Origin of the sequence: Spongiactinospora sp. 9N601, from assembly GCF_044326295.1 — a bacterium.
In the GTDB taxonomy this organism is placed as follows: Bacteria; Actinomycetota; Actinomycetes; order Streptosporangiales; family Streptosporangiaceae; genus Spongiactinospora; species Spongiactinospora gelatinilytica.
The window spans coordinates 608127-625881 of sequence record NZ_JBIRBB010000002.1; the positions used below are offsets into that span (position 1 = coordinate 608127).

General features: G+C 69.4%; 19 protein-coding genes. 14 read left to right on the top strand and 5 right to left on the bottom strand.

Annotated elements, in window-relative coordinates:
• The first annotated feature begins 46 nt into the window (after nucleotides 1-46).
• From ACH34R_RS06435 to bfr, 4 genes are all read left to right on the top strand, one after another.
• Entirely contained in the window at nucleotides 47-1132 is a 1086-nt protein-coding gene (locus ACH34R_RS06435) for an S-(hydroxymethyl)mycothiol dehydrogenase (protein ID WP_397560346.1), read from the top strand.
• Nucleotides 1129-1731, top strand: a complete 603-nt coding sequence (locus ACH34R_RS06440; protein ID WP_397560347.1) for an MBL fold metallo-hydrolase — start codon at nucleotides 1129-1131, stop codon at nucleotides 1729-1731. The genes ACH34R_RS06435 and ACH34R_RS06440 overlap by 4 nt, the downstream gene beginning before the upstream one ends.
• Nucleotides 1732-1834: 103 nt before the next feature.
• Nucleotides 1835-2014 (top strand): bacterioferritin-associated ferredoxin, encoded by a 180-nt coding sequence (locus ACH34R_RS06445; RefSeq protein WP_111167446.1) that lies wholly within the window; start codon nucleotides 1835-1837, stop codon nucleotides 2012-2014.
• Between the two features lie 16 nt (nucleotides 2015-2030).
• The gene (gene bfr, locus ACH34R_RS06450; RefSeq protein WP_397560348.1) at nucleotides 2031-2519 is read left to right on the top strand and encodes a bacterioferritin; all 489 of its coding nucleotides are present in this window, start codon (nucleotides 2031-2033) and stop codon (nucleotides 2517-2519) included.
• Nucleotides 2520-2551: 32 nt separating this feature from the next.
• Here the strand turns inward: bfr and ACH34R_RS06455 are convergent, their stop codons facing one another.
• Nucleotides 2552-2986, bottom strand: a complete 435-nt coding sequence (locus tag ACH34R_RS06455) for a Clp protease N-terminal domain-containing protein (protein ID WP_397560349.1) — start codon at nucleotides 2984-2986, stop codon at nucleotides 2552-2554.
• A gap of 88 nt (nucleotides 2987-3074) precedes the next feature.
• On the opposite strand from ACH34R_RS06455, the gene ACH34R_RS06460 reads away from it, so the two are divergent.
• The 3 genes from ACH34R_RS06460 to ACH34R_RS06470 all read left to right on the top strand — a co-directional run bounded on the left by ACH34R_RS06460 (nucleotide 3075) and on the right by ACH34R_RS06470 (nucleotide 6496).
• Entirely contained in the window at nucleotides 3075-3821 is a 747-nt protein-coding gene (locus ACH34R_RS06460) for a GNAT family N-acetyltransferase (RefSeq protein WP_397560350.1), read from the top strand.
• A gap of 683 nt (nucleotides 3822-4504) precedes the next feature.
• A complete protein-coding gene (locus ACH34R_RS06465; protein WP_012888073.1) occupies nucleotides 4505-5173 on the top strand; it encodes a response regulator transcription factor in 669 nt (222 codons plus the stop codon).
• Nucleotides 5174-5176: 3 nt separating this feature from the next.
• A complete protein-coding gene (locus ACH34R_RS06470; protein ID WP_397560351.1) occupies nucleotides 5177-6496 on the top strand; it encodes an ATP-binding protein in 1320 nt (439 codons plus the stop codon).
• A gap of 2 nt (nucleotides 6497-6498) precedes the next feature.
• Here the strand turns inward: ACH34R_RS06470 and ACH34R_RS06475 are convergent, their stop codons facing one another.
• Nucleotides 6499-6960: a GtrA family protein gene (locus ACH34R_RS06475; RefSeq protein ID WP_397560352.1), complete on the bottom strand. Its 462-nt coding sequence runs from the start codon at nucleotides 6958-6960 to the stop codon at nucleotides 6499-6501.
• Nucleotides 6961-7199: 239 nt separating this feature from the next.
• Here ACH34R_RS06475 and ACH34R_RS06480 point away from each other — a divergent pair, with 239 nt between their 5' ends.
• The 4 genes from ACH34R_RS06480 to purE are packed head-to-tail and all read left to right on the top strand — an operon-like array spanning nucleotide 7200 to nucleotide 11145.
• Entirely contained in the window at nucleotides 7200-7853 is a 654-nt protein-coding gene (locus ACH34R_RS06480; RefSeq protein WP_397560353.1) for an ATP-binding cassette domain-containing protein, read from the top strand.
• Entirely contained in the window at nucleotides 7850-9460 is a 1611-nt protein-coding gene (locus ACH34R_RS06485; protein WP_397560354.1) for a DUF6297 family protein, read from the top strand. Before ACH34R_RS06480 ends, ACH34R_RS06485 begins: the two co-directional genes overlap by 4 nt.
• 36 nt (nucleotides 9461-9496) lie before the next feature.
• A complete protein-coding gene (locus ACH34R_RS06490; protein ID WP_397560355.1) occupies nucleotides 9497-10639 on the top strand; it encodes a 5-(carboxyamino)imidazole ribonucleotide synthase in 1143 nt (380 codons plus the stop codon).
• A gap of 20 nt (nucleotides 10640-10659) precedes the next feature.
• Nucleotides 10660-11145 (top strand): 5-(carboxyamino)imidazole ribonucleotide mutase, encoded by a 486-nt coding sequence (gene purE, locus ACH34R_RS06495; RefSeq protein WP_397560473.1) that lies wholly within the window; start codon nucleotides 10660-10662, stop codon nucleotides 11143-11145.
• Here the strand turns inward: purE and ACH34R_RS06500 are convergent.
• A complete protein-coding gene (locus ACH34R_RS06500; protein ID WP_397560356.1) occupies nucleotides 11121-12467 on the bottom strand; it encodes a UDP-glucose dehydrogenase family protein in 1347 nt (448 codons plus the stop codon). The two genes, purE and ACH34R_RS06500, sit on opposite strands and share 25 nt — an antisense overlap.
• A gap of 158 nt (nucleotides 12468-12625) precedes the next feature.
• On the opposite strand from ACH34R_RS06500, the gene ACH34R_RS06505 reads away from it, so the two are divergent.
• Complete coding sequence (locus tag ACH34R_RS06505; protein WP_397560357.1) at nucleotides 12626-13789, top strand: acyl-CoA dehydrogenase family protein; 1164 nt, start codon at nucleotides 12626-12628, stop codon at nucleotides 13787-13789.
• A gap of 73 nt (nucleotides 13790-13862) precedes the next feature.
• On the opposite strand, the gene ACH34R_RS06510 is transcribed toward ACH34R_RS06505, so the two are convergent.
• Nucleotides 13863-14054: a hypothetical protein gene (locus tag ACH34R_RS06510; RefSeq protein ID WP_397560358.1), complete on the bottom strand. Its 192-nt coding sequence runs from the start codon at nucleotides 14052-14054 to the stop codon at nucleotides 13863-13865.
• A gap of 625 nt (nucleotides 14055-14679) precedes the next feature.
• On the opposite strand from ACH34R_RS06510, the gene ACH34R_RS06515 reads away from it, so the two are divergent.
• Nucleotides 14680-15780 carry a hypothetical protein gene (locus ACH34R_RS06515; protein WP_397560359.1) on the top strand — a complete coding sequence of 367 codons (1101 nt, stop codon included), beginning with the start codon at nucleotides 14680-14682 and terminating at the stop codon, nucleotides 15778-15780.
• Nucleotides 15781-16454: 674 nt separating this feature from the next.
• Entirely contained in the window at nucleotides 16455-17105 is a 651-nt protein-coding gene (locus ACH34R_RS06520; protein ID WP_397560360.1) for a DUF4268 domain-containing protein, read from the top strand.
• Between the two features lie 9 nt (nucleotides 17106-17114).
• Here ACH34R_RS06520 and ACH34R_RS06525 read toward each other — a convergent pair whose 3' ends face one another.
• On the bottom strand, nucleotides 17115-17675 hold the full coding sequence (locus ACH34R_RS06525) for a DUF6461 domain-containing protein (RefSeq protein ID WP_397560361.1): 561 nt from the start codon (nucleotides 17673-17675) through the stop codon (nucleotides 17115-17117).
• Nucleotides 17676-17755: the final 80 nt, after the last annotated feature.

The following is a 17755-nucleotide window of genomic DNA, read 5'->3' on the forward strand; positions in this document are numbered from 1 at the left end:
GTAGTGATCATTTGAGCGGTATCGGCTGAGATGTGAGGGGTACACGATGTCGTACGAAGTCCAGGGCGTGATCGCGCGGGGCAAGGGCGAGCCGGTCTCGCTCACCACCGTGGTGGTGCCCGACCCCGGGCCGGGCGAGGCGGTGGTCAAGGTGCAGGCGTGCGGCGTCTGCCACACCGACCTGCACTACCGGGAGGGCGGCATCAACGACGAGTTCCCCTTCCTGCTCGGCCACGAGGCGGCGGGCACGGTCGAGGCGGTCGGCGAGGGCGTCACCACGGTCGCGCCCGGCGACTACGTCATCCTCAACTGGCGGGCGGTGTGCGGCGAGTGCCGGGCCTGCCTGCGCGGCCGTCCGTGGTACTGCTTCGCCACCCACAACGCGCGGCAGAAGATGACCCTGGCCGACGGCACGGAGCTGAGCCCGGCCCTCGGCATCGGCGCGTTCGTGGAGAAGACCCTGGTGGCCGCGGGCCAGTGTACGAAGGTGGACCCGGCGGCGAGCCCCGCGGTGGCCGGGCTGCTCGGCTGCGGCGTGATGGCCGGGCTCGGCGCGGCCATCAACACCGGCGGCGTCACCCGGGGGGACAGCGTGGCCGTGATCGGCTGCGGCGGCGTCGGCGACGCGGCGATCATGGGCGCGTCGCTGGCCGGGGCCCGCACGATCATCGCGGTGGACGTCGATGACCGCAAGCTCGAATGGGCCCGCGAGGCCGGGGCCACCCACACCGTCAACTCGCGCGCCACCGACCCGGTGGAGGCGATCCGGGAGCTGACCGGGGGCCATGGGGCCGACGTCGTGATCGAGGCGGTCGGCCGCCCGGAGACCTACAAGCAGGCGTTCTACGCCCGCGACCTGGCCGGCACCGTGGTGCTGGTCGGCGTGCCCACCCCGGAGATGACGCTGGAGCTGCCGCTGCTCGACGTGTTCGGGCGGGGCGGCGCGCTCAAGTCGTCGTGGTACGGCGACTGCCTGCCCTCCCGCGACTTCCCGATGCTGATCGACCTCTACCTCCAGGGGCGGCTCGACCTCGACAAGTTCGTGTCCGAGACCATCGCCCTGGACCAGGTCGAGGAGGCGTTCGCCCGGATGGGCCGCGGCGAGGTGCTGCGCTCGGTGGTGGTCCTGTGATCGAGAAGGTGGTCACCTCCGGCGTCTTCGCCCTCGACGGCGGCACCTGGGAGGTCGACAACAACGTCTGGATCGTCGGCTCCGGCGAGGAGGTCGTCGTCATCGACGCCGCCCACGACGCGCCCGCCATCCTGGCGGCGGTCGGCGACCGGCGGATCAAGGCCGTGGTGTGCACGCACGCGCACAACGACCACATCAACGCCGCGCGCGGGCTGGTGGAGGCGACCGGGGCGACCGTCCGGCTGCACCCGGCCGACGACGTGCTGTGGCGGATGGAGTACGGCGACGCCCTGCCGTACGCGCCGCTCGCCGACGGCGAGACGCTGACCGTCGGCGGGGTCAGGCTGGAGGTGCTGCACACCCCCGGGCACTCGCCGGGGGCGGTGTGCCTGCACGCGCCGGAGCAGGGGACGGTCTTCACCGGCGACACGCTCTTCGCCGGCGGGCCCGGCGCGACGGGCCGGTCCTACTCCTCCTACGACACCATCATCGAGTCGATCAGGACGCGGCTGCTGAGCCTGCCCGGTGACACCGTCGTGCGTACCGGCCACGGCGGAACGACCACGATCGCGGCGGAAGGACCTGCGATAACGGGTTAGCACCATGTGGCCCAAAGCACATAGGCAAGCCTTATCGAAGTGAGTTATCTTAGGTGTGCCTAACCTAAGAAATGATCTCACTGGAAAGGGCCGTCGCCCAACCATGTACGTGTGCGTCTGCCGTGCGGTCACGGAGAACGAGGTCCATGACTGCATCGCGGCGGGCGCCAAGTCCGCCCGCGAGATCCGCGACACCACCGGCGCGGGCGGTGACTGTGCCTCCTGTGTGCGAAGGATCTGTGCGATCCTGAAACGGTCTGAGGAATTGGTACCGACCGTATAGCGCAAGGGGCCTGCCGATGCAGGGCGACAAGCAGATCATCGAGCTGCTGAACGAGCAACTGACGTCAGAGCTGACCGCCATCAACCAGTACTTCCTGCACGCCAAGATGCAGCAGAACTGGGGCTATACCAAGCTCGCCGACTACACCCGAGCCGAGTCCATCGACGAGATGCGGCATGCCGAACGGCTGACCGACCGCATCCTCTTCCTTGAGGGGCTGCCCAACTACCAGCGGCTCGGCACGATCCAGGTCGGCCAGAACGTCCCGGAGCAACTGCGCGCCGACCTTGAGCTGGAGGTCGGCGTCGTGGGCCGGTTGCGTCCGGCCATCACGCTGATGCGCGAGAAGGGCGACATCACCTCCGCGCGCATCTTCGAGGACATCCTCGAAGACGAGGAGCGGCACATCGACTACCTCGAAACCGAGCTGGGCCTCATCGAGAGCCTCGGTGAGCAGCTCTACCTGGCCCGCTTCGCCGAGCCGCCCTCCGCCGGGGACGACTGAGCCACCGGCTCGTCCACGGACGGGGGCGCGCATCAGGCGAGCAACGTCGCCTTGACCGCGTCGCGGGCGGCCGGCAGGCCGGCCCCGAGGCCCGCCAGCGCGCGGGCGGCGGCCCCCCGTCCCTCCCGGATGATGCCCAGCAGGATGTGCTCCGTCCCGATGTACCGATGGCCGAACTCGAAGGCCGAAAGCCGGGAGAGCCGCAGCACGTCCGCCGTCCGGGCGTCGTCCTGCGCGGGCGTGCCGTGGGCGTGGATCGAGTGCCGGATGTCACGCGGGCGGATGCCCAGCCGCTCCAGCGAGAGCACCGCCACGCCCTGGTCGAGGCGGGCGATGGCGAGCAGCAGGTCTTCCGGGGTGACGCTCCGCTCGCGGGCCGCCGCCTCCTGCCCGGCCAGGGCGAGGACCTTCCCGGCCCGGTCGGTGAGCAGCCGGTCCAGCGACCGGCGCAGCACTCTTCCCCTCATGCGGACACTCCCGTCAGAGATGTCGATGCGCGCCAATGTTACCTTTGGCGTGTTCAACGCATGATCTACAACAGGGGGATCTCACGTGGTGAGCGCCGGTGTGCACGCCTACCTCAGGTCGGTGGCCGGGGAGCGGGCACGGCGGGCGGGGCCGTTCACGGTCCGGTTCGACGAGCATGACGACGCCCCGCCGTTCAACTACGCCATCCCCGATGACGACGTGGCTCCCACGGCGGACGAGGTGGCGGCGCTGGTGGCGGCGTTCCGCGAGCGGGACAGGGTGCCGCGGCTGGAGTACGTGCCGCAGGCCGCGCCGCGGGTCGAAGCGGCGCTGATCGCGGCCGGGTTCACCGTCGAGGGCCGTTACCCGCTGCTGGTGTGCCCGCCGGGCGGGGTGGTGGACGCGCCGGTGGACGCCGCCGTGCGCGTCTCGCTGGTCACCGGCGACCCCGGTCTCTGGGCCGCCGCCCGGGTGATGAACGAGGCGTTCGAGGCCCCCGAGGCCGGCGAGCACGACGTGGCACGGCTGCGGCGGATCCTTTCCGGCGGCGGGCTGGTGGCCACCGCCGTGGACACGACCAGCGGCGACGCGGTCGGGGCCGGGCAACTCGGCGGCCCGCACGAAGGGGTGGCCGAGGTGGCGGGCATCGCGGTGCTGCCCTCCCACCGGCGGCGCGGCATCGCGGGAGCGATCACCGCGCTGCTGACCCGCGCCGGCGCCGACGCCGGGATCACCACACCGTTCCTCACCCCCGCCGACGACGGGGCCGCCCGCGTCTATGCCAGGGTCGGCTACCGCCGCGCCGGGGAGGCGCTGTTCATCTCGCTGCGGTGAGGCGTACGGCGCGGCGTTCAGCCCCCAGCACTCCCAGGAGCGGGGGTCGTTGCAGGGGTACGGGGCCGCGCAGGCGGCCTGGGAGTCGGCCAGGTCGCCGTCGCACCTCCAGCCGTAGGCGTCGTCCCCTTCCAGGGGTGCGGTGGCGCCACGCGCCGCGCGGTAGCGCGTGAAGTCCAGCGGGCCGAGCCGCCCGCGCCGGGCGTTCCGGCACTCCCAGGAGCCCGGGCCGTGGAAGCCGCCGATCCGGTCGGCGACGGCCTGCGTACGGGTACGTCCAGGCGCACACCTTGTGGCCGTCCAGGTGGCCGTCCAGGCCGGCGGAGCCCGCACGGCGTCGGCAGCGCGCGGGCCCGGCTTCGCCACCGGTGGTCGGCCATCCACCCTGCTTGCCTCTTTTGGACGCCGCGCGGCGCAGAGTTGCGGAGATTCAGGGGATAAGCGAAGACACGCCCACTGGATTGGTGTCTGATATGCATTAGCGATTCCGATGGAATTTTGGATGGGCGGCTTTGGGGGAAGGGCTATGCCGCGCCGGCCGGGCGGACGCGTGAAACGGCGGCCGATGGGATATGACAAACCGTCATTTATCAATGTTTGCCCAGGTCAATGGATAGGTCAATGACAAGTCAAACCGTGCGCTGCATGCGGGAAACGATCCCCTAAGGTCCTACGATCGCTTCATGACCTGCGTACTTCTCGCCGAGGATGACACCTCGATCTCCGAGCCGCTCGCGCGCGCGTTGCGCCGCGAGGGCTATCAGGTAGAGGTGAGCCCCGACGGCCCGCAGGCCCTGGAAAGGGCTTTGTCGGGGGGCATCGACCTGATCGTTTTGGATTTGGGCCTTCCGGAGATGGACGGCCTGGAAGTCGCCCGCCGGATTCGCGCGGAAGGGCACGGCACGCCCGTGCTGATTCTCACCGCGCGGGTCGATGAGGTGGACACGGTAGTCGGACTGGACGCCGGAGCCGATGATTACGTCACCAAGCCGTTCCGGCTCGCCGAACTGCTGGCTCGGGTGCGGGCGCTGCTGCGCCGCGGCACCTCCGAGACGCCGGTGGTGCAGGGCGTGCGGATCGACGCCGACTCCCGCCGCGCCTGGATGGGGGACAAGGAGCTGCATCTGACCACCAAGGAGTTCGACCTGCTGCGGGTGCTGGTCAGGGACGCCGGCAAGGTGGTAACCCGCGAGCAGATCATGCGCGAGGTGTGGGACACCAACTGGTGGGGTTCCACCAAGACCCTCGACATGCACATCTCGTGGCTACGCCGCAAGCTGGGTGACGACGCCGCCAAGCCGCGGTACATCACGACGGTCCGGGGGGTCGGGTTCCGGTTCGAGCGCGAGTAGGCGATGCGCCGACGACTACTGTCCTCCACCCTGGTCGTCGCGGTCATCGCGGTACTCCTGCTGGGCGTCCCGCTCGGCGTCGTGGTGAGCCGGTTGATCGTGGACGAGGCCGGACAGGAGCTCCAGTCCGACGCGCGGCGGCTGCTGGGGGAGGTGGAGTACGCCCGAATCCAGGACGAGCCCATCGACGCCGAGCAGGTCGCGCGCAACTACCCTGACCGCTACATCCAGGTGTACGAGGGCGGCAACCCCCCACGAGCCACGATCGTCGGGAACGAACCGCCCGCCGGCAGCAAGATGACCGCCGACGCCCACTCGGAAAGCGGGGTGTGGGTGCAGGTCAGCCGCGACCGCGGCCAGGTCGAACAGGACGTGCGGGCGCGGCTGCTGCTGATCGTGGCGCTCGCGGTGGCGGCACTGGCCGTCGCGGTGGGGCTGGCCATCGTGCAGTCCCGCCGGCTCACGCTGCCGCTGCGCGACCTCGCCATGATCGCCGAACGGCTGGGCTCGGGCGACGCGCGGCCGAGCAAGCACCGCTACGGCATCCAGGAACTCGACCGGGTGGCCCAGGTACTCGACCGCAGCGCCACGCGCATCTCCGACCTGCTGAGCCGGGAGCGGGAGTTCGCCACCGAGGCCTCCCACCAGCTCCGCACCCCGCTCACCGGCCTCACCATGCGGCTGGAGGAGATCGTCGCCGCCGCGGACGAGCCCGAGGTGGTGCGCGAGGAGGGCGAGGCGGCCATCGTGCAGGCCGAACGGCTGACCGCGGTGATCAACGAACTGCTCACCGCGGCCCGCAGGCAGCGGCACTCCCAGGCAGCGCCGATCGCCATCGACCCGATCCTGGTCCAGCAGGTCACCGAGTGGGAGCCGGCGTTTCGCAGGTCCGGCAGGAAGCTCATGCTGGACGGTGACCGGGGCCTGCGGGCGATGGCCACCCCGGGCGCGCTCGGCCAGGTGGTGGCCTCACTGCTGGAGAACTCCCTGGAGCACGGCGGCGGCCCGGTCATCGTCTCCACCAGCAGCACGGAGAAGTCGATCGTCATCGAGGTGGGCGACCAGGGGCCGGGGATCGCCGATGACCTGGCCTCGCGGGTGTTCGAGCGGCACGTGAGCGGCGGCGGTGGCACCGGGCTCGGGCTCACCCTGGCCCGCGCCCTGGCGGCGGCCGACGGCGGGCGGCTGGAACTGCTGCGTCCGCGTCCGGCGGTGTTCGGGGTGTTCCTGCTGCCGGTGGGCCAGGAGGAGGACCTGCGGGACACGGCGGAGACGGGCGAGAACGGCGACGGCCGCAGCCGCGCGGTGAGCGGGCCCGCGTGAGGTCAGCGGACCTCGGTGTACTCGGGCTCGGCGCTGGGCGCCAGGAAGACCCACTTCTTGTAGGACCAGAACCGGAACAGCGTGCCCAGCGCGGTGCCGATGATCAGCGCGATGTTGTAGCTCACCGGGTCTTTCAGGCCGAGCGTGTAGTCCACGAAGCCGATCACCAGCATCGCGATCAGCAGGCCGATGCCGTTGAGGGCGAAGAACAGCGTATATTCGCGGCGCAGGCCGCTCTGCTGGCGGTCCCGCCAGGTCCAGAAGCGGTTGCCGAAGTAGGCCAGGGTGGTGGCGATGACCGCGGGGATGGCCTTGGAGACGAGCGGTCCGAGGTCGAGACCGAAGCGCAGCAGGTTGGAGCCGCCGTAGTCGATGACGAACGCGAGGGCGCCGATCGTGCCGAACTTGGCCAGCTCATGCACCAGGGCCGCGATGCGCTGGTAGACGCGAGTGAGAAGCTGCACGGCTTCGGTACGGTCCTTTCGGTTCGCCGCCCGGGAACCGGCCGGCTGGGCTCTGTTCTTCAGGCTACCGGGGGAGTGGTCGCCTGTGTACGCCTGTTGCTGGAAGGCACCACGGTTGCACTGTTTTGCTAGGAACGAAATATCAGGCTTTGACTGATGTTTCACGATGAATGCGGATAATCTTCGCATCTCCGCACGTTATGGGGCGACCGCCGGGGTGTCCGGCTACCATCCGAGAGGTGACGGCAAGCCGGCGGGAATCCGCCCTCACTGTGACCGGCGCCCGCGTCGAGCTGGGCGGCAACCTGGTGCTCGACGGCGTGGATCTGAGCGCGGCGACCGGTGAGGCGGTCGCGATCATGGGTGACAACGGTGTGGGGAAGTCCACGCTGCTGCGCGGTCTGGCCGGCCTCCAGCGGCTCGACTCCGGCGAGATCGACGTACTGGGCGGCGGCCCGCCCCGCGACGACGCCGCCTTCTGGGGCGAGGTGGTGCTGGTGGCCGACGAACCCGGCTGGTACCCGGGCCTGACCGTCGAGGAGCACCTGGGGCTGGTCCAGGCCGTGTACGGCGAGACCCGCACGACCGCCGCCGACGCCCTGGCGGCCTTCCACCTGCGGGCGCGCGCCGACGTGGCCCCGCTGAACCTGTCCACGGGCCAGCGGCAGCGGTTGTCGCTGGCCATGGCCCTGCTGCGGCCGAGCCGCCTGCTGCTGCTGGACGAGCCGGAACGCGGGCTCGACGCCGATTTCCGGCCCCGGCTGGGGGAGATCCTGCGCGAGTACACGGCGGCGGGCGGGACGGTGGTGATGGCCACCCATGACCCGCGCCTCGCCGAGGCCGCCGCCGCCCGCCTGGTACGGCTGGCCGAGGGCCGGGCGGTCGCCCGATGACCACCGGCAGGAACGTGCTCGCCGTACGGGCCTACATCAGGGCGCGGCGGCAGGACCACCCGCGGCCCCGGACCTGGAGCGACCGCTACGCGGCGGTGTTCGGGCTGGCCGTGGCGGCCGTACTGCTGGCGCACCCGCTGTCTCTCGCGCTGGGCGCGGTCGCCCGGCAGGCCGACCCCGGCCGGATCGTGCCCGGCCTGACCCTGGTCGTGCTGGCGCTCGGCGCCTTCCTCGCCGCGGCCCGCACCTTCGGGCCGGTCGCGGTGTCCGCGGCCGACGCCGCCTGGCTGGTGCTCTCGCCGCTGCCCCGCCGCGCGGTGCTGAGCCGGTCCGCCGGGATTCTGCTGGCGGTAGCGCTGGCCGCCGGGGCCGCGATCGGGTTCGGGCTGCTGGCCGTACTGGGGCCGGACGGCGGGCTCGCGGTCGCCGTGCTGACCTCGGCGGTGCTCGGCATGTCCGCCTCGGCCGGCGGGATGGCGCTGAACGTCCTCGCGCAGGCCGACCCCGGCTGGGACCGCGCCTGGCCCGCGGCGGTCCTCACGCTCGCCGTGCTGATGGTGCTGGCCGCCGTGTTCGTACCGGTACCGGGCAGCGCCGCCGCCGCGGTCGCCGCCGCCCTCCTCGCCCGGCGCGCCTGGGCCGCCCTGACCCGCCTGCCCGCCGCCTCCGTACTGGCCGCCTCCACCAGGGCCGGTCACCTGGCCGCCGGCGCCGCCGGACTCGACCCCTCCACCCTCACCTGGATCGCCGAGGACAACCACTGGCGCTCCCGCCCCCTCCACTCCCGCCCCTGGCCCACCCTTTTGACCCCGGCTCCGACCCCGGCCTTGGCCGCCCGCCCCGAGGCCGCGGCGCCGACCGCTTCCGTGCCTTCGGCGGCGGCCCGGTACGACCGGCGGGGGTTCGGTCCGCTGCGGGCCGTGGCGTCGGCCGTCGCCGCGCCTCTCGCGTCGGCTTGGTACGGCTCGCGCCGGTTCCGTGCGCCGGTGGCCGCTTCCGCGTCGTTGGTGCTGGCCTGGTACGACTGGCGCAGGTTCGCCCGCCGCCCGTTGCGTGCCGTGGCGCTGGCCGGCTCCGCCGCGCTGCCCGCGCTGGCCGCGCCCGGCGTGGGCGGCCTCACCGCGGTCCTGCTTGCCGGCGGCGCGATGGCCGCCGCCGTGGCCGGTACGGCCGGCGCGCGCCGGGACGCCGACGACCCCTCCCTGGCCCGCCTGCTCGGCGTCGCCCCCCGCCGCGCCCGCGCCGCCAGAAGCCTGCTCCCCGCCCTGCTGAGCTGCGTCTGGCTGGCGCTCGCGCTGGCGTTCCTCGGGCTGCCCGGCTGGCTGCCGTTCGCCCCGCTCGCCGCCCCCGCCTTCGCCGCGGGCGCGCTGCGGATGGCCGGGCGGCGGCCGGTCGACCACTCGATGCCGATCTTGGAGACCCCCGGCGGTGCGGTCCCGCTGGGCCCCCTCATCTGGGCGCTGACCGGCATCGACATCGCCGTGCTCGGCTGCCTGCCGTTCCTGACGGCCCTCACCGTCCAGCAGGCGCTCGCGGGCATGCTCGCCGCGCAGGCCGTGACCGGGGCCGGGGTGCTCGCCGCCTGGCTGTGGCGGGCCGTTCGGTGACCACCGGTAAGCTGGGCCGACGTGAGCAGCCACGATATGCCTGATGCCGGTATGCCGGTGGTCGGAGTGGTGGGCGCCGGGCAACTCGCCCGGATGACCCAGCAGGCCGCCATCGGCCTGGGCGTCGATCTGCGCGTGCTGGCCGGTGACCCCGGCGAGAGCGCGGCCCGCGTCATCTCCGACGTCCGCGTCGGCGACTACCGCGACCTTGACGACCTGCGCGACTTCGCCAAGGGATGCGCGGTGGTCACGTTCGACCACGAGCACGTGCCGACCGGCCACATCGCGGCCCTGGCCGCCGACGGGCTCGCCGTACGGCCGGGCGCCGAGGCCCTGGTCCACGCCCAGGACAAGGCCGTCATGCGTGAGCGCCTGACCGCCGCGGGCGCGCCCTGCCCTCCGTGGCGGCGGGTGGGGACGGAGGCGGAGGTCAGGGAGTTCGGCGAGGAGCACGGCTGGCCGGTGGTGCTCAAGGCGGTACGCGGCGGATACGACGGCCGGGGCGTGTGGATCTGCGACGACCCCGGCGAGGCGGCCGAGGTCCTGGCCGGCGGGGTGGCCCTGATGGCCGAGGCGTACGTGCCGTTCGAGCGTGAGCTGGCCGTACTGGTCGCGCGCTCCCCGCACGGGCAGGGCGTCAGCTACCCGGTGGTGGAGACCGTGCAGCGCGACGGCATCTGCGTCGAGGTGCTGGCTCCCGCCCCTGACCTGGACGCCGAGCACGCCGCCGAGGCGCAGCGGGTCGGCCTGAAGATCGCCGGCGAGCTGGGCGTGAGCGGGCTGCTCGCGGTGGAGATGTTCCAGACCAAGACCGGCATGCTGGTCAACGAACTGGCGATGCGCCCGCACAACAGCGGCCACTGGACCATCGAGGGCGCCCGCACCTCGCAGTTCGAGCAGCACCTGCGGGCCGTGCTGGACCTGCCGCTCGGCTCGCCGTCCATGACCGCGCCCGTGGTCGTGATGGCCAACGTCCTGGGCGGCGAGGACCCCGACCTGTTCGCCCGGTACGAGCACGTGATGGCCCACGATCCCGGCGTGAAGGTGCACTTCTACGGCAAGGAGGTACGTCCTGGGCGCAAGATCGGCCATGTCACGGCGCTCGGCGACGACCTCGACTCGGTACGCGAGCGCGCCAGGCACGCCGCGGTCTACCTCTCCGAAGGGATCTACACGTGACGCCGGTCGTCGGGATCGTGATGGGCAGTGATTCCGACTGGCCGGTGATGCAGGCGGCCGGGGAGGCGCTGGCGGAGTTCGGCGTGCCGTACGAGGCCGACGTGGTCTCGGCGCACCGCATGCCGCACGAGATGATCGCGTACGGCGAGCGCGCGGCCGGCCGGGGCCTGTCGGTGATCATCGCGGGCGCGGGGGGCGCCGCGCACCTGCCCGGCATGCTGGCCTCGGTGACGCCGCTGCCGGTGATCGGCGTGCCGGTGCCCCTCAAGTACCTCGACGGGATGGACTCCCTGCTGTCGATCGTGCAGATGCCGGCCGGGGTGCCGGTGGCCACGGTGGCGGTCGGCGGGGCGCGCAACGCGGGGCTGCTGGCCGTGCGCATCCTGGCGGCGGGCGACCATGCGCTGCGCGAGCGCATGGTCGCCTTCCAGGACGACCTTCGGGCCCAGGCCCACGCCAAGGGCGAGCGGCTGCGGGAGACTCAGGGGCGGCCCAGCGCCCGGTAGTGCCAGGCGGCGGCCCGCCAGGTCTCGGCGTCGAGCGCGTTGCGCCCGTCCACGATCTTGCGGGTCGCCACCACCTGACCCAGTTCCTCCGGGTCCAGGTCGATGAACTCCTGCCACTCGGTCAGCAGCAGCACCACGTGCGCCCCGCGCGCCGCCGCGAGGGCCGAGTCGCCGTACGTCAGCTCGGGGTGCGCCTTGCGCGCGTTGTCCAGCGCCACCGGGTCATAGATCGTCACCCGGCCGCCCTGGTGGCCGATCGTCACCGCCACGTCCAGCGCTGGCGAGTCGCGGATGTCGTCGGAGTTGGGTTTGAACGCCGCGCCGAGCACCGCCACCGTGCAGCCGTGGAAGGACCCGCCCACCAGCTCGCGGGCCAGGTCCACCATCCGGGCGCGGCGGCGCATGTTGATCGCGTCCACCTCGCGCAGGAACGTCAGCGCCTGGTCGGCCCCCAGCTCACCGGCCCGCGCCATGAAGGCCCTGATGTCCTTGGGCAGGCAGCCGCCGCCGAAGCCGAGCCCCGGGTTGAGGAACTTGCCGCCGATCCGCTCGTCGTAGGACAGCGCCAGGGAGAGCTGCTTGACGTCGGCGTGGGAGGACTCGCAGACCTCCGCCATCGCGTTGATGAAGGAGATCTTGGTGGCCAGGAACGCGTTGGCCGCGCTCTTGACCAGTTCCGACGTCGGGTAGTCGGTGACCACGACCGGGACGTCCTCGCCGAGCGGCGCGTAGATGTCCCGGAGGATCTTCTCGGCGCGCTCGCTGGCCACGCCGAGCACGATCCGGTTGGGGCGCAGGGTGTCCTGGACGGCGAAGCCCTCGCGCAGGAACTCCGGATTCCAGGCCAGCTCGACGTTGGCGCCGGAGGGCGCCAGTCGTGCCAGCTTGTCGGCCAGCCGCTGCGCGGTGCCCACCGGCACCGTGGACTTGCCCACCACCAGGCACTCGCGGGTCAGGTGCGGTGCCAGCGAATCGATCACGGCGTCCAGGTAGGAGACGTCCGCCGCGTTCTCGCCGCGCTTCTGCGGCGTCCCCACGCAGACGAAGTGGACGTCGCCGAACTCGGCCACCTCCTCGTAGGACGTGGTGAAGCGCAGCCGCCCGTTGGCGAGGTTGCGGACCAGCACCTCACGCAGCCCTGGCTCGTGGATCGGCAGGTCCCCCGCTCGCAATCGCTCGATCTTTTCGGCGTCGACGTCGAGGCCGAGCACCTCGAAGCCCAAATCGGCCATGCACGCGGCATGCGTCGTGCCGAGATAGCCGGTTCCAAGCACCGTGAGGCGATACGCCACGTCTGCGCTCCTCTCGACAGCGCCAATCATGTATGGACCAATCATCCTGGTCGGGTTGCCGAGGCATGCTATCGGCCCCTCGCGTTCCATGTTCCGCACCGGGTGAACCACCGCGTCTCACTTTGGGGGAACCCATGCCCGGTGGGCGTGCCGTGGAAGCGTTTTGTTGGACGTCCTAGTATTTGTCCATGAGCTTCCCTCTCTATGCGCCCGCTGAGGAGCACGACATGCTCCGTCAGGCCGTCCGGGCTCTCGCCGACGAGAAGATCGCCCCGCGTGCCGCGCAGGCCGACGAGGCGGAGGAGTTCCCGTGGGAGGTCTACAAGGACCTCGTCGCGGCCGATTTCCACGCCGTACACGTCCCTGAGCAGTACGGCGGCGCCGGAGCCGACGCGCTCGCCACGGTCATCGTCATCGAGGAGGTCGCCCGCGCCTGCGCCTCCTCCTCGCTCATCCCCGCGGTCAACAAGCTCGGCACCGTGCCGCTGCTGCTGTCGGCCTCCGAGGAGCTCAAACAGCGCTACCTGCCCCCGGTCGCCCGCGGCGACGCGATGTTCTCCTACGCCCTGTCCGAGCCCGAGGCCGGCTCCGACGCCGCGGCCATGAAGACCCGCGCCGTACGCGACGGCGACCACTACGTGCTCAACGGCACCAAGATGTGGATCACCAACGCCGGCGTGTCCGAGTACTACACCCTCATGGCCGTCACCGACCCCTCCGCGGGCGCCCGCGGCATCTCCGCCTTCGTGGTGGAAAAGGACGACGAGGGCGTCAGCTTCGGCGCCAAGGAGAAGAAGCTCGGCATCAAGGCGTCCCCGACCCGCCAGGTCATCCTTGAGGACGTCCGCATCCCGGCCTCCCGCATGATCGGCGACCCCGGCACCGGCTTCCGCACCGCCCTGGCCACCCTCGACCACACCCGCATCACCATCGCCGCCCAGGCCCTCGGCATCGCCCAGGGCGCCCTCGACTACGCCCTCGGCTACGTCAAGGAACGCAAGCAGTTCGGCAAGCCGATCGCCGACTTCCAGGGCGTCCAGTTCATGCTCGCCGACATGGCCATGAAGCTGGAGTCCGCCCGCCAGCTCACCTACGCCGCCGCCGCCAAATCCGAAGCCGCCACCCAAGGCACCCCACCCAAAGACCTCACCTTCTTCTCCAGCGCCGCCAAATGCGCCGCCTCCGACGCCGCCATGGAAATCACCACCGACGCCGTCCAACTCCTCGGCGGCTACGGCTACACCCGCGACTACCCGGTCGAACGCATGATGCGCGACGCCAAAATCACCCAAATCTACGAGGGAACCAACCAGATCCAGCGAATGGTCATGGCCCGCCAGCTCCTCAAGTAGCCGATCGCCCAGCCGCCCACCCAACTAACAATGGCCCGCAGGTGTATCTGCGGGCCATTGTGTGTCTGGCTCGCTACCTCTCCCCGCTGATCGCCTTAGCCCACTTGGCGAGCTGGTCGACGAAAGAGAGCACCGTCTGCCGCTTGTCCAGTGGCAGGAAGGGCCAGGTGGCCCATGCCGGGAAGGACAAGACCACGATGCACAACAGGGGTAGGACGAGCAGTGCTACGAGAAGAACCCGCAGCCACACAGACTGAACCAACATGAACCATCCGTTCGGACAAGACGGATGCGGCGTGAGCCGCTGTAGGCGTCTCGGCGAGGCGCCTAATCAGGCGTTGTTGTCCGAACATCGCTCACAACTTGAGTCGCGTAGGTATACAAGGTGTTTCGATCCGAATTCTAGCTAAGTGTCCGATTTGGATCGCCAAGGAGTGACCTGGTATGGCTATCAAGGTATTTGTGAGGTTTCGCTCGGAAGCAAAGCCCAACGGACCTAGGTTACATGGAAATCGGTAGAGGTGTGCGCTACTCAACACCCGTACGTAGCGTGATCGGCATGGTTGGCGAAGGCTAGTTGGGAGCGGAATGCGCGACCACCGACCGCCCGTACGCGCCCCTGTGAGCCGCCCTGCACGCGCCCCTGTGAGTCGGGCACCATGCGGGCATAGACGCGCAGGGTGAACCCGGGTATCGGCATGGCCGAGGTGCTCGGCAAGCTCTTTGGCCGAGACGCTGTCGCCGGGGCTTTATGCTCGCGTAGACGGCAGGTTGGTGGAAGATCTCGGGGACGCCACGAACTTATTTACTGGACTGGCTTGTTCTGCACTTGGCTGCCATGCTAGATCGCGTAACCTTAGTTCTGGCCATTCATTTTTGGGAGGCGTATAATGATCACCAAGGCCGCGCTGTGTGGTTATCTTCTGGAAGAAGCTCTGGCTTGGATGCTTCGCGGTGCCGGCTATCGACTCCTTGTTGATGTGAGCCAAGACCCCCACGAACTGGCAATTAACGGCAACGGGCTGTGCGTGAAAGGAAGAGGGGCCGAGCATCAAGTAGACGTGTTGGGCGAGTTCGTGTTCACGCCCGCATTTTCGCTGCCAATACGACTTTTTCTGGAGGCGAAGTTCACCAAGCAAAAAAGTGATCTTGTGGTGGTACGCAACGCGCATGGGGTCATCCACGATATAAATGAGAACTTCGTTCATGCTCCGGGAGCGAGGTTGAGGAAGCGGTACCGATATGTGTACGCGCTGTTCTCTGTGAGCGGGTTCACCGCGGCGGCGCAGGACTTCGCGCTTGCCCAGCAGATTTCTCTTGTTGACCTTTCGGGGGCCTCCTTCGCCTGGCTGCGACGCAGCGTCGAGTCGGCAGCCGAAAACCTGCGCGTGCTTGCCCAGCACGATCGAGTGAATAAGTTTCCGGTCATATGGATGCGGCGTCGGCTAAGGGCAGAGCTCGGCACTATGCCTGACCTTTCTAATGAAAGGAAGTATCAAACGGTACATCCAGCGGGATTCGCTGTAGCCGCAGGGGCCGTCCTTGACGACCTTGTCGGCACATTAAAAGAACGGCGGCACAACGAGTTACTGCTCGGCTTCCCGGCGGCGCCATTCGTTCTCCCGATGGCTACCGATAATGTCGAGCGGTTCCTCGCTTACGCGCGGGAGTATCCAGACCATGCGATCCGGCTAGTACGAACCCGTGGAGGCGATGGGGTCGAATGGGAAGTGTCGCCAATCGGGCAGGAATGGATGTGGGAATTCTCGGCGTCGCCGAATACCTACCGGCTCACTTTTAACCTTCCCGAACGACTCGGAGACTGGATCTGTGAGAACGAGGAGTATGGCGTCGGTCGCATCCGAGCTTTTGAGGGTAAATCTCTTCCTGGAATCATCGTCTACCGCGTGGAGGGCAACGAACTTCAGATCTTCCAGCTCCGTTACCGGCCTGAGGACGTGCACCAAGGCCATCGGCAGCAAAAGAGATGATCTTGGCGGCGCGAGTGGTGGTGGCAGCGGGCCTTGCGGGCAGCGCTGCTTCGGAGACGCGCGTTTCCCCTATCGTCTCTCTGTTGCGTCACTGTCCCGCAGGAAAACCAGAACGAATGAGAGATCATGAAAGTCAGCCTCGGTCTTGATCCTTGCTCGGCCTTCTGATCGTCTAGCTTCCCCAAATGGTCGTTGCGGGCCAGTCGCTGAGCCAACGCCAGCGCCCCGGCCCGCAGCCTGCTGGACCGGGGATCTCTAAGTTGGAGACCCCGGATATTTCGGAATACGTGTGAACGGTCCATCGGTAGGCGGTTACTCTGCGGGCATGAGTGGTGACGAGGGTGTGGTGCGTGGGGGTCGGCGGGAGCTGAGTCGGCTGGTTTCGGTGGATTTGCGGGATGTGTGGGGACATGAGGCGAGGGATTTCACGCCCTGGTTGCTGGAGAGTGCCGATGTCCTTGGTGAGGAACTCGGGATGGATCTCGTGCTGGAGGCCGCCGAGCATCGGGTCGGGGGGTTTCAGCTCGATCTGATCGGTGTGGACGCGCAGACCAATGAGCGGGTCATCATTGAGAACCAGCTCACGTCCACGGATCACACCCACCTCGGACAGCTCCTCACGTATGCGGGTGGGACCGCGGCCAAGAACGTGGTCTGGATGGCCACGGAGTTTCGTGACGAGCATCGGGGCCGCGCTGGAATGGCTCAACGCCGTGACCGACGAGAACACGCGGTTCTTTGGTATCGAGATCCGCCTGGTCAGGGTGGGCGATTCGCTGCCGGCGCCGTTGTTCCGGGTCGTCGTACAGCCCAATGACTGGCGTAAACGGGTCAAGCAGGCGAGTCCGCCCGCAGTGGCCGGTCGGAATCTCGCGTACCAGCAGTTCTGGGAGCGGTTCATCGAGCGGGCGCGTTCGCAGCGGCCCGGGTGGACCAGGGCGCGCAAGCCGCCCGCCCAGAACTGGTTCGACTTACCGGCCGGGGTCACAGGCATCTACTACGGCGTCTCCTTCTCCTGGAAGAAGTTGCGCAGCGAGCTGTACCTCGGCGGCGAGGCCGCGGCCAACGATCGAGTGCTCGCCACCTTGCGAGCCGACCGGGAAGCACTCGAAGCCGCCTATGGCGGCCCCCTCAGCTACGAGCCCCTACCTGACAAGATCGCCTGCCGGATAGCCGTCTACCGGCCCGGGAGCATCGAGGACACCGAAGACTGGGACGCCTATCTCGACTGGTTCGTCGACTCCCAGTCCCGCCTGCGCAAGGCCATCGACGCCCACCACGGCGGCATCTCCGCCCTCTACCAGCGCGCCGCCACGAGCACGTGACGTTCGGGCTCAGGGGTAGAGGTGGTCGGTGGGGCCGATCAGGGGGCCGGTGGCGTACTGGGCGGGGGAGAGGTGGACGCCGGTGGCGCGTGCGGCCAGGGCGAGGGCGCGGGGGAGGGGGGTGGCGGGGTATTCGATGTCCTCGGTTTTGAGGTCCAGGCCGAGGGCGTTGACGTCCTGGTGGAGACGGTCGGGGTCGTCGCCTTCGCGGAATTTGTAGCTGTATGGGCTGAACGTGGTGATTAGGCGAGCGTTTTCGGTGTAGGTGAAGTCGTGGGCGCTGGTGGTCGCGCGGACTGTGGCGGCGGCGGTCCCCATGGAGAGCTCGTCGGCTTTGAGGTAGACGATTTCGGACCAGCCGTGGTCGATCAGCACCGTCCCCCCATGGGCCGCGTACGCCGCCACGCCTGACTCGGAGTCGCCAAGGGGGCCGGGGGCGACATCGATGCGGCGCAGTGCCTCGCGCGGGGTGATATCCCGGACAAAGGTGGTGCAGAGCCATGTCTCCCCCACGTCATCGGTGAACTCCTCGTACAGCCATGCGTAGGTCGCCGGTGTTGCGGTGCTCATGTGGTCGCCTTTCGCTGGCCGGCCGGGGTGGGAAAAGGACGCGATCGCGCATCAACGGTGGGGAAACCGAAACGTCCGTG

Coding starts and splice junctions, on each gene's coding strand:
- ACH34R_RS06435 (WP_397560346.1), top strand. CDS start 47: ATGTCGTACGAAGTCCAGGGCGTGATCGCGCGGGGCAAGGGCGAGCCG.
- ACH34R_RS06445 (WP_111167446.1), top strand. CDS start 1,835: ATGTACGTGTGCGTCTGCCGTGCGGTCACGGAGAACGAGGTCCATGAC.
- bfr (WP_397560348.1), top strand. CDS start 2,031: ATGCAGGGCGACAAGCAGATCATCGAGCTGCTGAACGAGCAACTGACG.
- ACH34R_RS06455 (WP_397560349.1), bottom strand. CDS start 2,986: ATGAGGGGAAGAGTGCTGCGCCGGTCGCTGGACCGGCTGCTCACCGAC.
- ACH34R_RS06465 (WP_012888073.1), top strand. CDS start 4,505: ATGACCTGCGTACTTCTCGCCGAGGATGACACCTCGATCTCCGAGCCG.
- ACH34R_RS06470 (WP_397560351.1), top strand. CDS start 5,177: ATGCGCCGACGACTACTGTCCTCCACCCTGGTCGTCGCGGTCATCGCG.
- ACH34R_RS06485 (WP_397560354.1), top strand. CDS start 7,850: ATGACCACCGGCAGGAACGTGCTCGCCGTACGGGCCTACATCAGGGCG.
- ACH34R_RS06490 (WP_397560355.1), top strand. CDS start 9,497: ATGCCTGATGCCGGTATGCCGGTGGTCGGAGTGGTGGGCGCCGGGCAA.
- purE (WP_397560473.1), top strand. CDS start 10,660: ATGGGCAGTGATTCCGACTGGCCGGTGATGCAGGCGGCCGGGGAGGCG.
- ACH34R_RS06500 (WP_397560356.1), bottom strand. CDS start 12,467: ATGATTGGCGCTGTCGAGAGGAGCGCAGACGTGGCGTATCGCCTCACG.
- ACH34R_RS06505 (WP_397560357.1), top strand. CDS start 12,626: ATGAGCTTCCCTCTCTATGCGCCCGCTGAGGAGCACGACATGCTCCGT.
- ACH34R_RS06510 (WP_397560358.1), bottom strand. CDS start 14,054: ATGTTGGTTCAGTCTGTGTGGCTGCGGGTTCTTCTCGTAGCACTGCTC.
- ACH34R_RS06515 (WP_397560359.1), top strand. CDS start 14,680: ATGATCACCAAGGCCGCGCTGTGTGGTTATCTTCTGGAAGAAGCTCTG.
- ACH34R_RS06525 (WP_397560361.1), bottom strand. CDS start 17,675: ATGAGCACCGCAACACCGGCGACCTACGCATGGCTGTACGAGGAGTTC.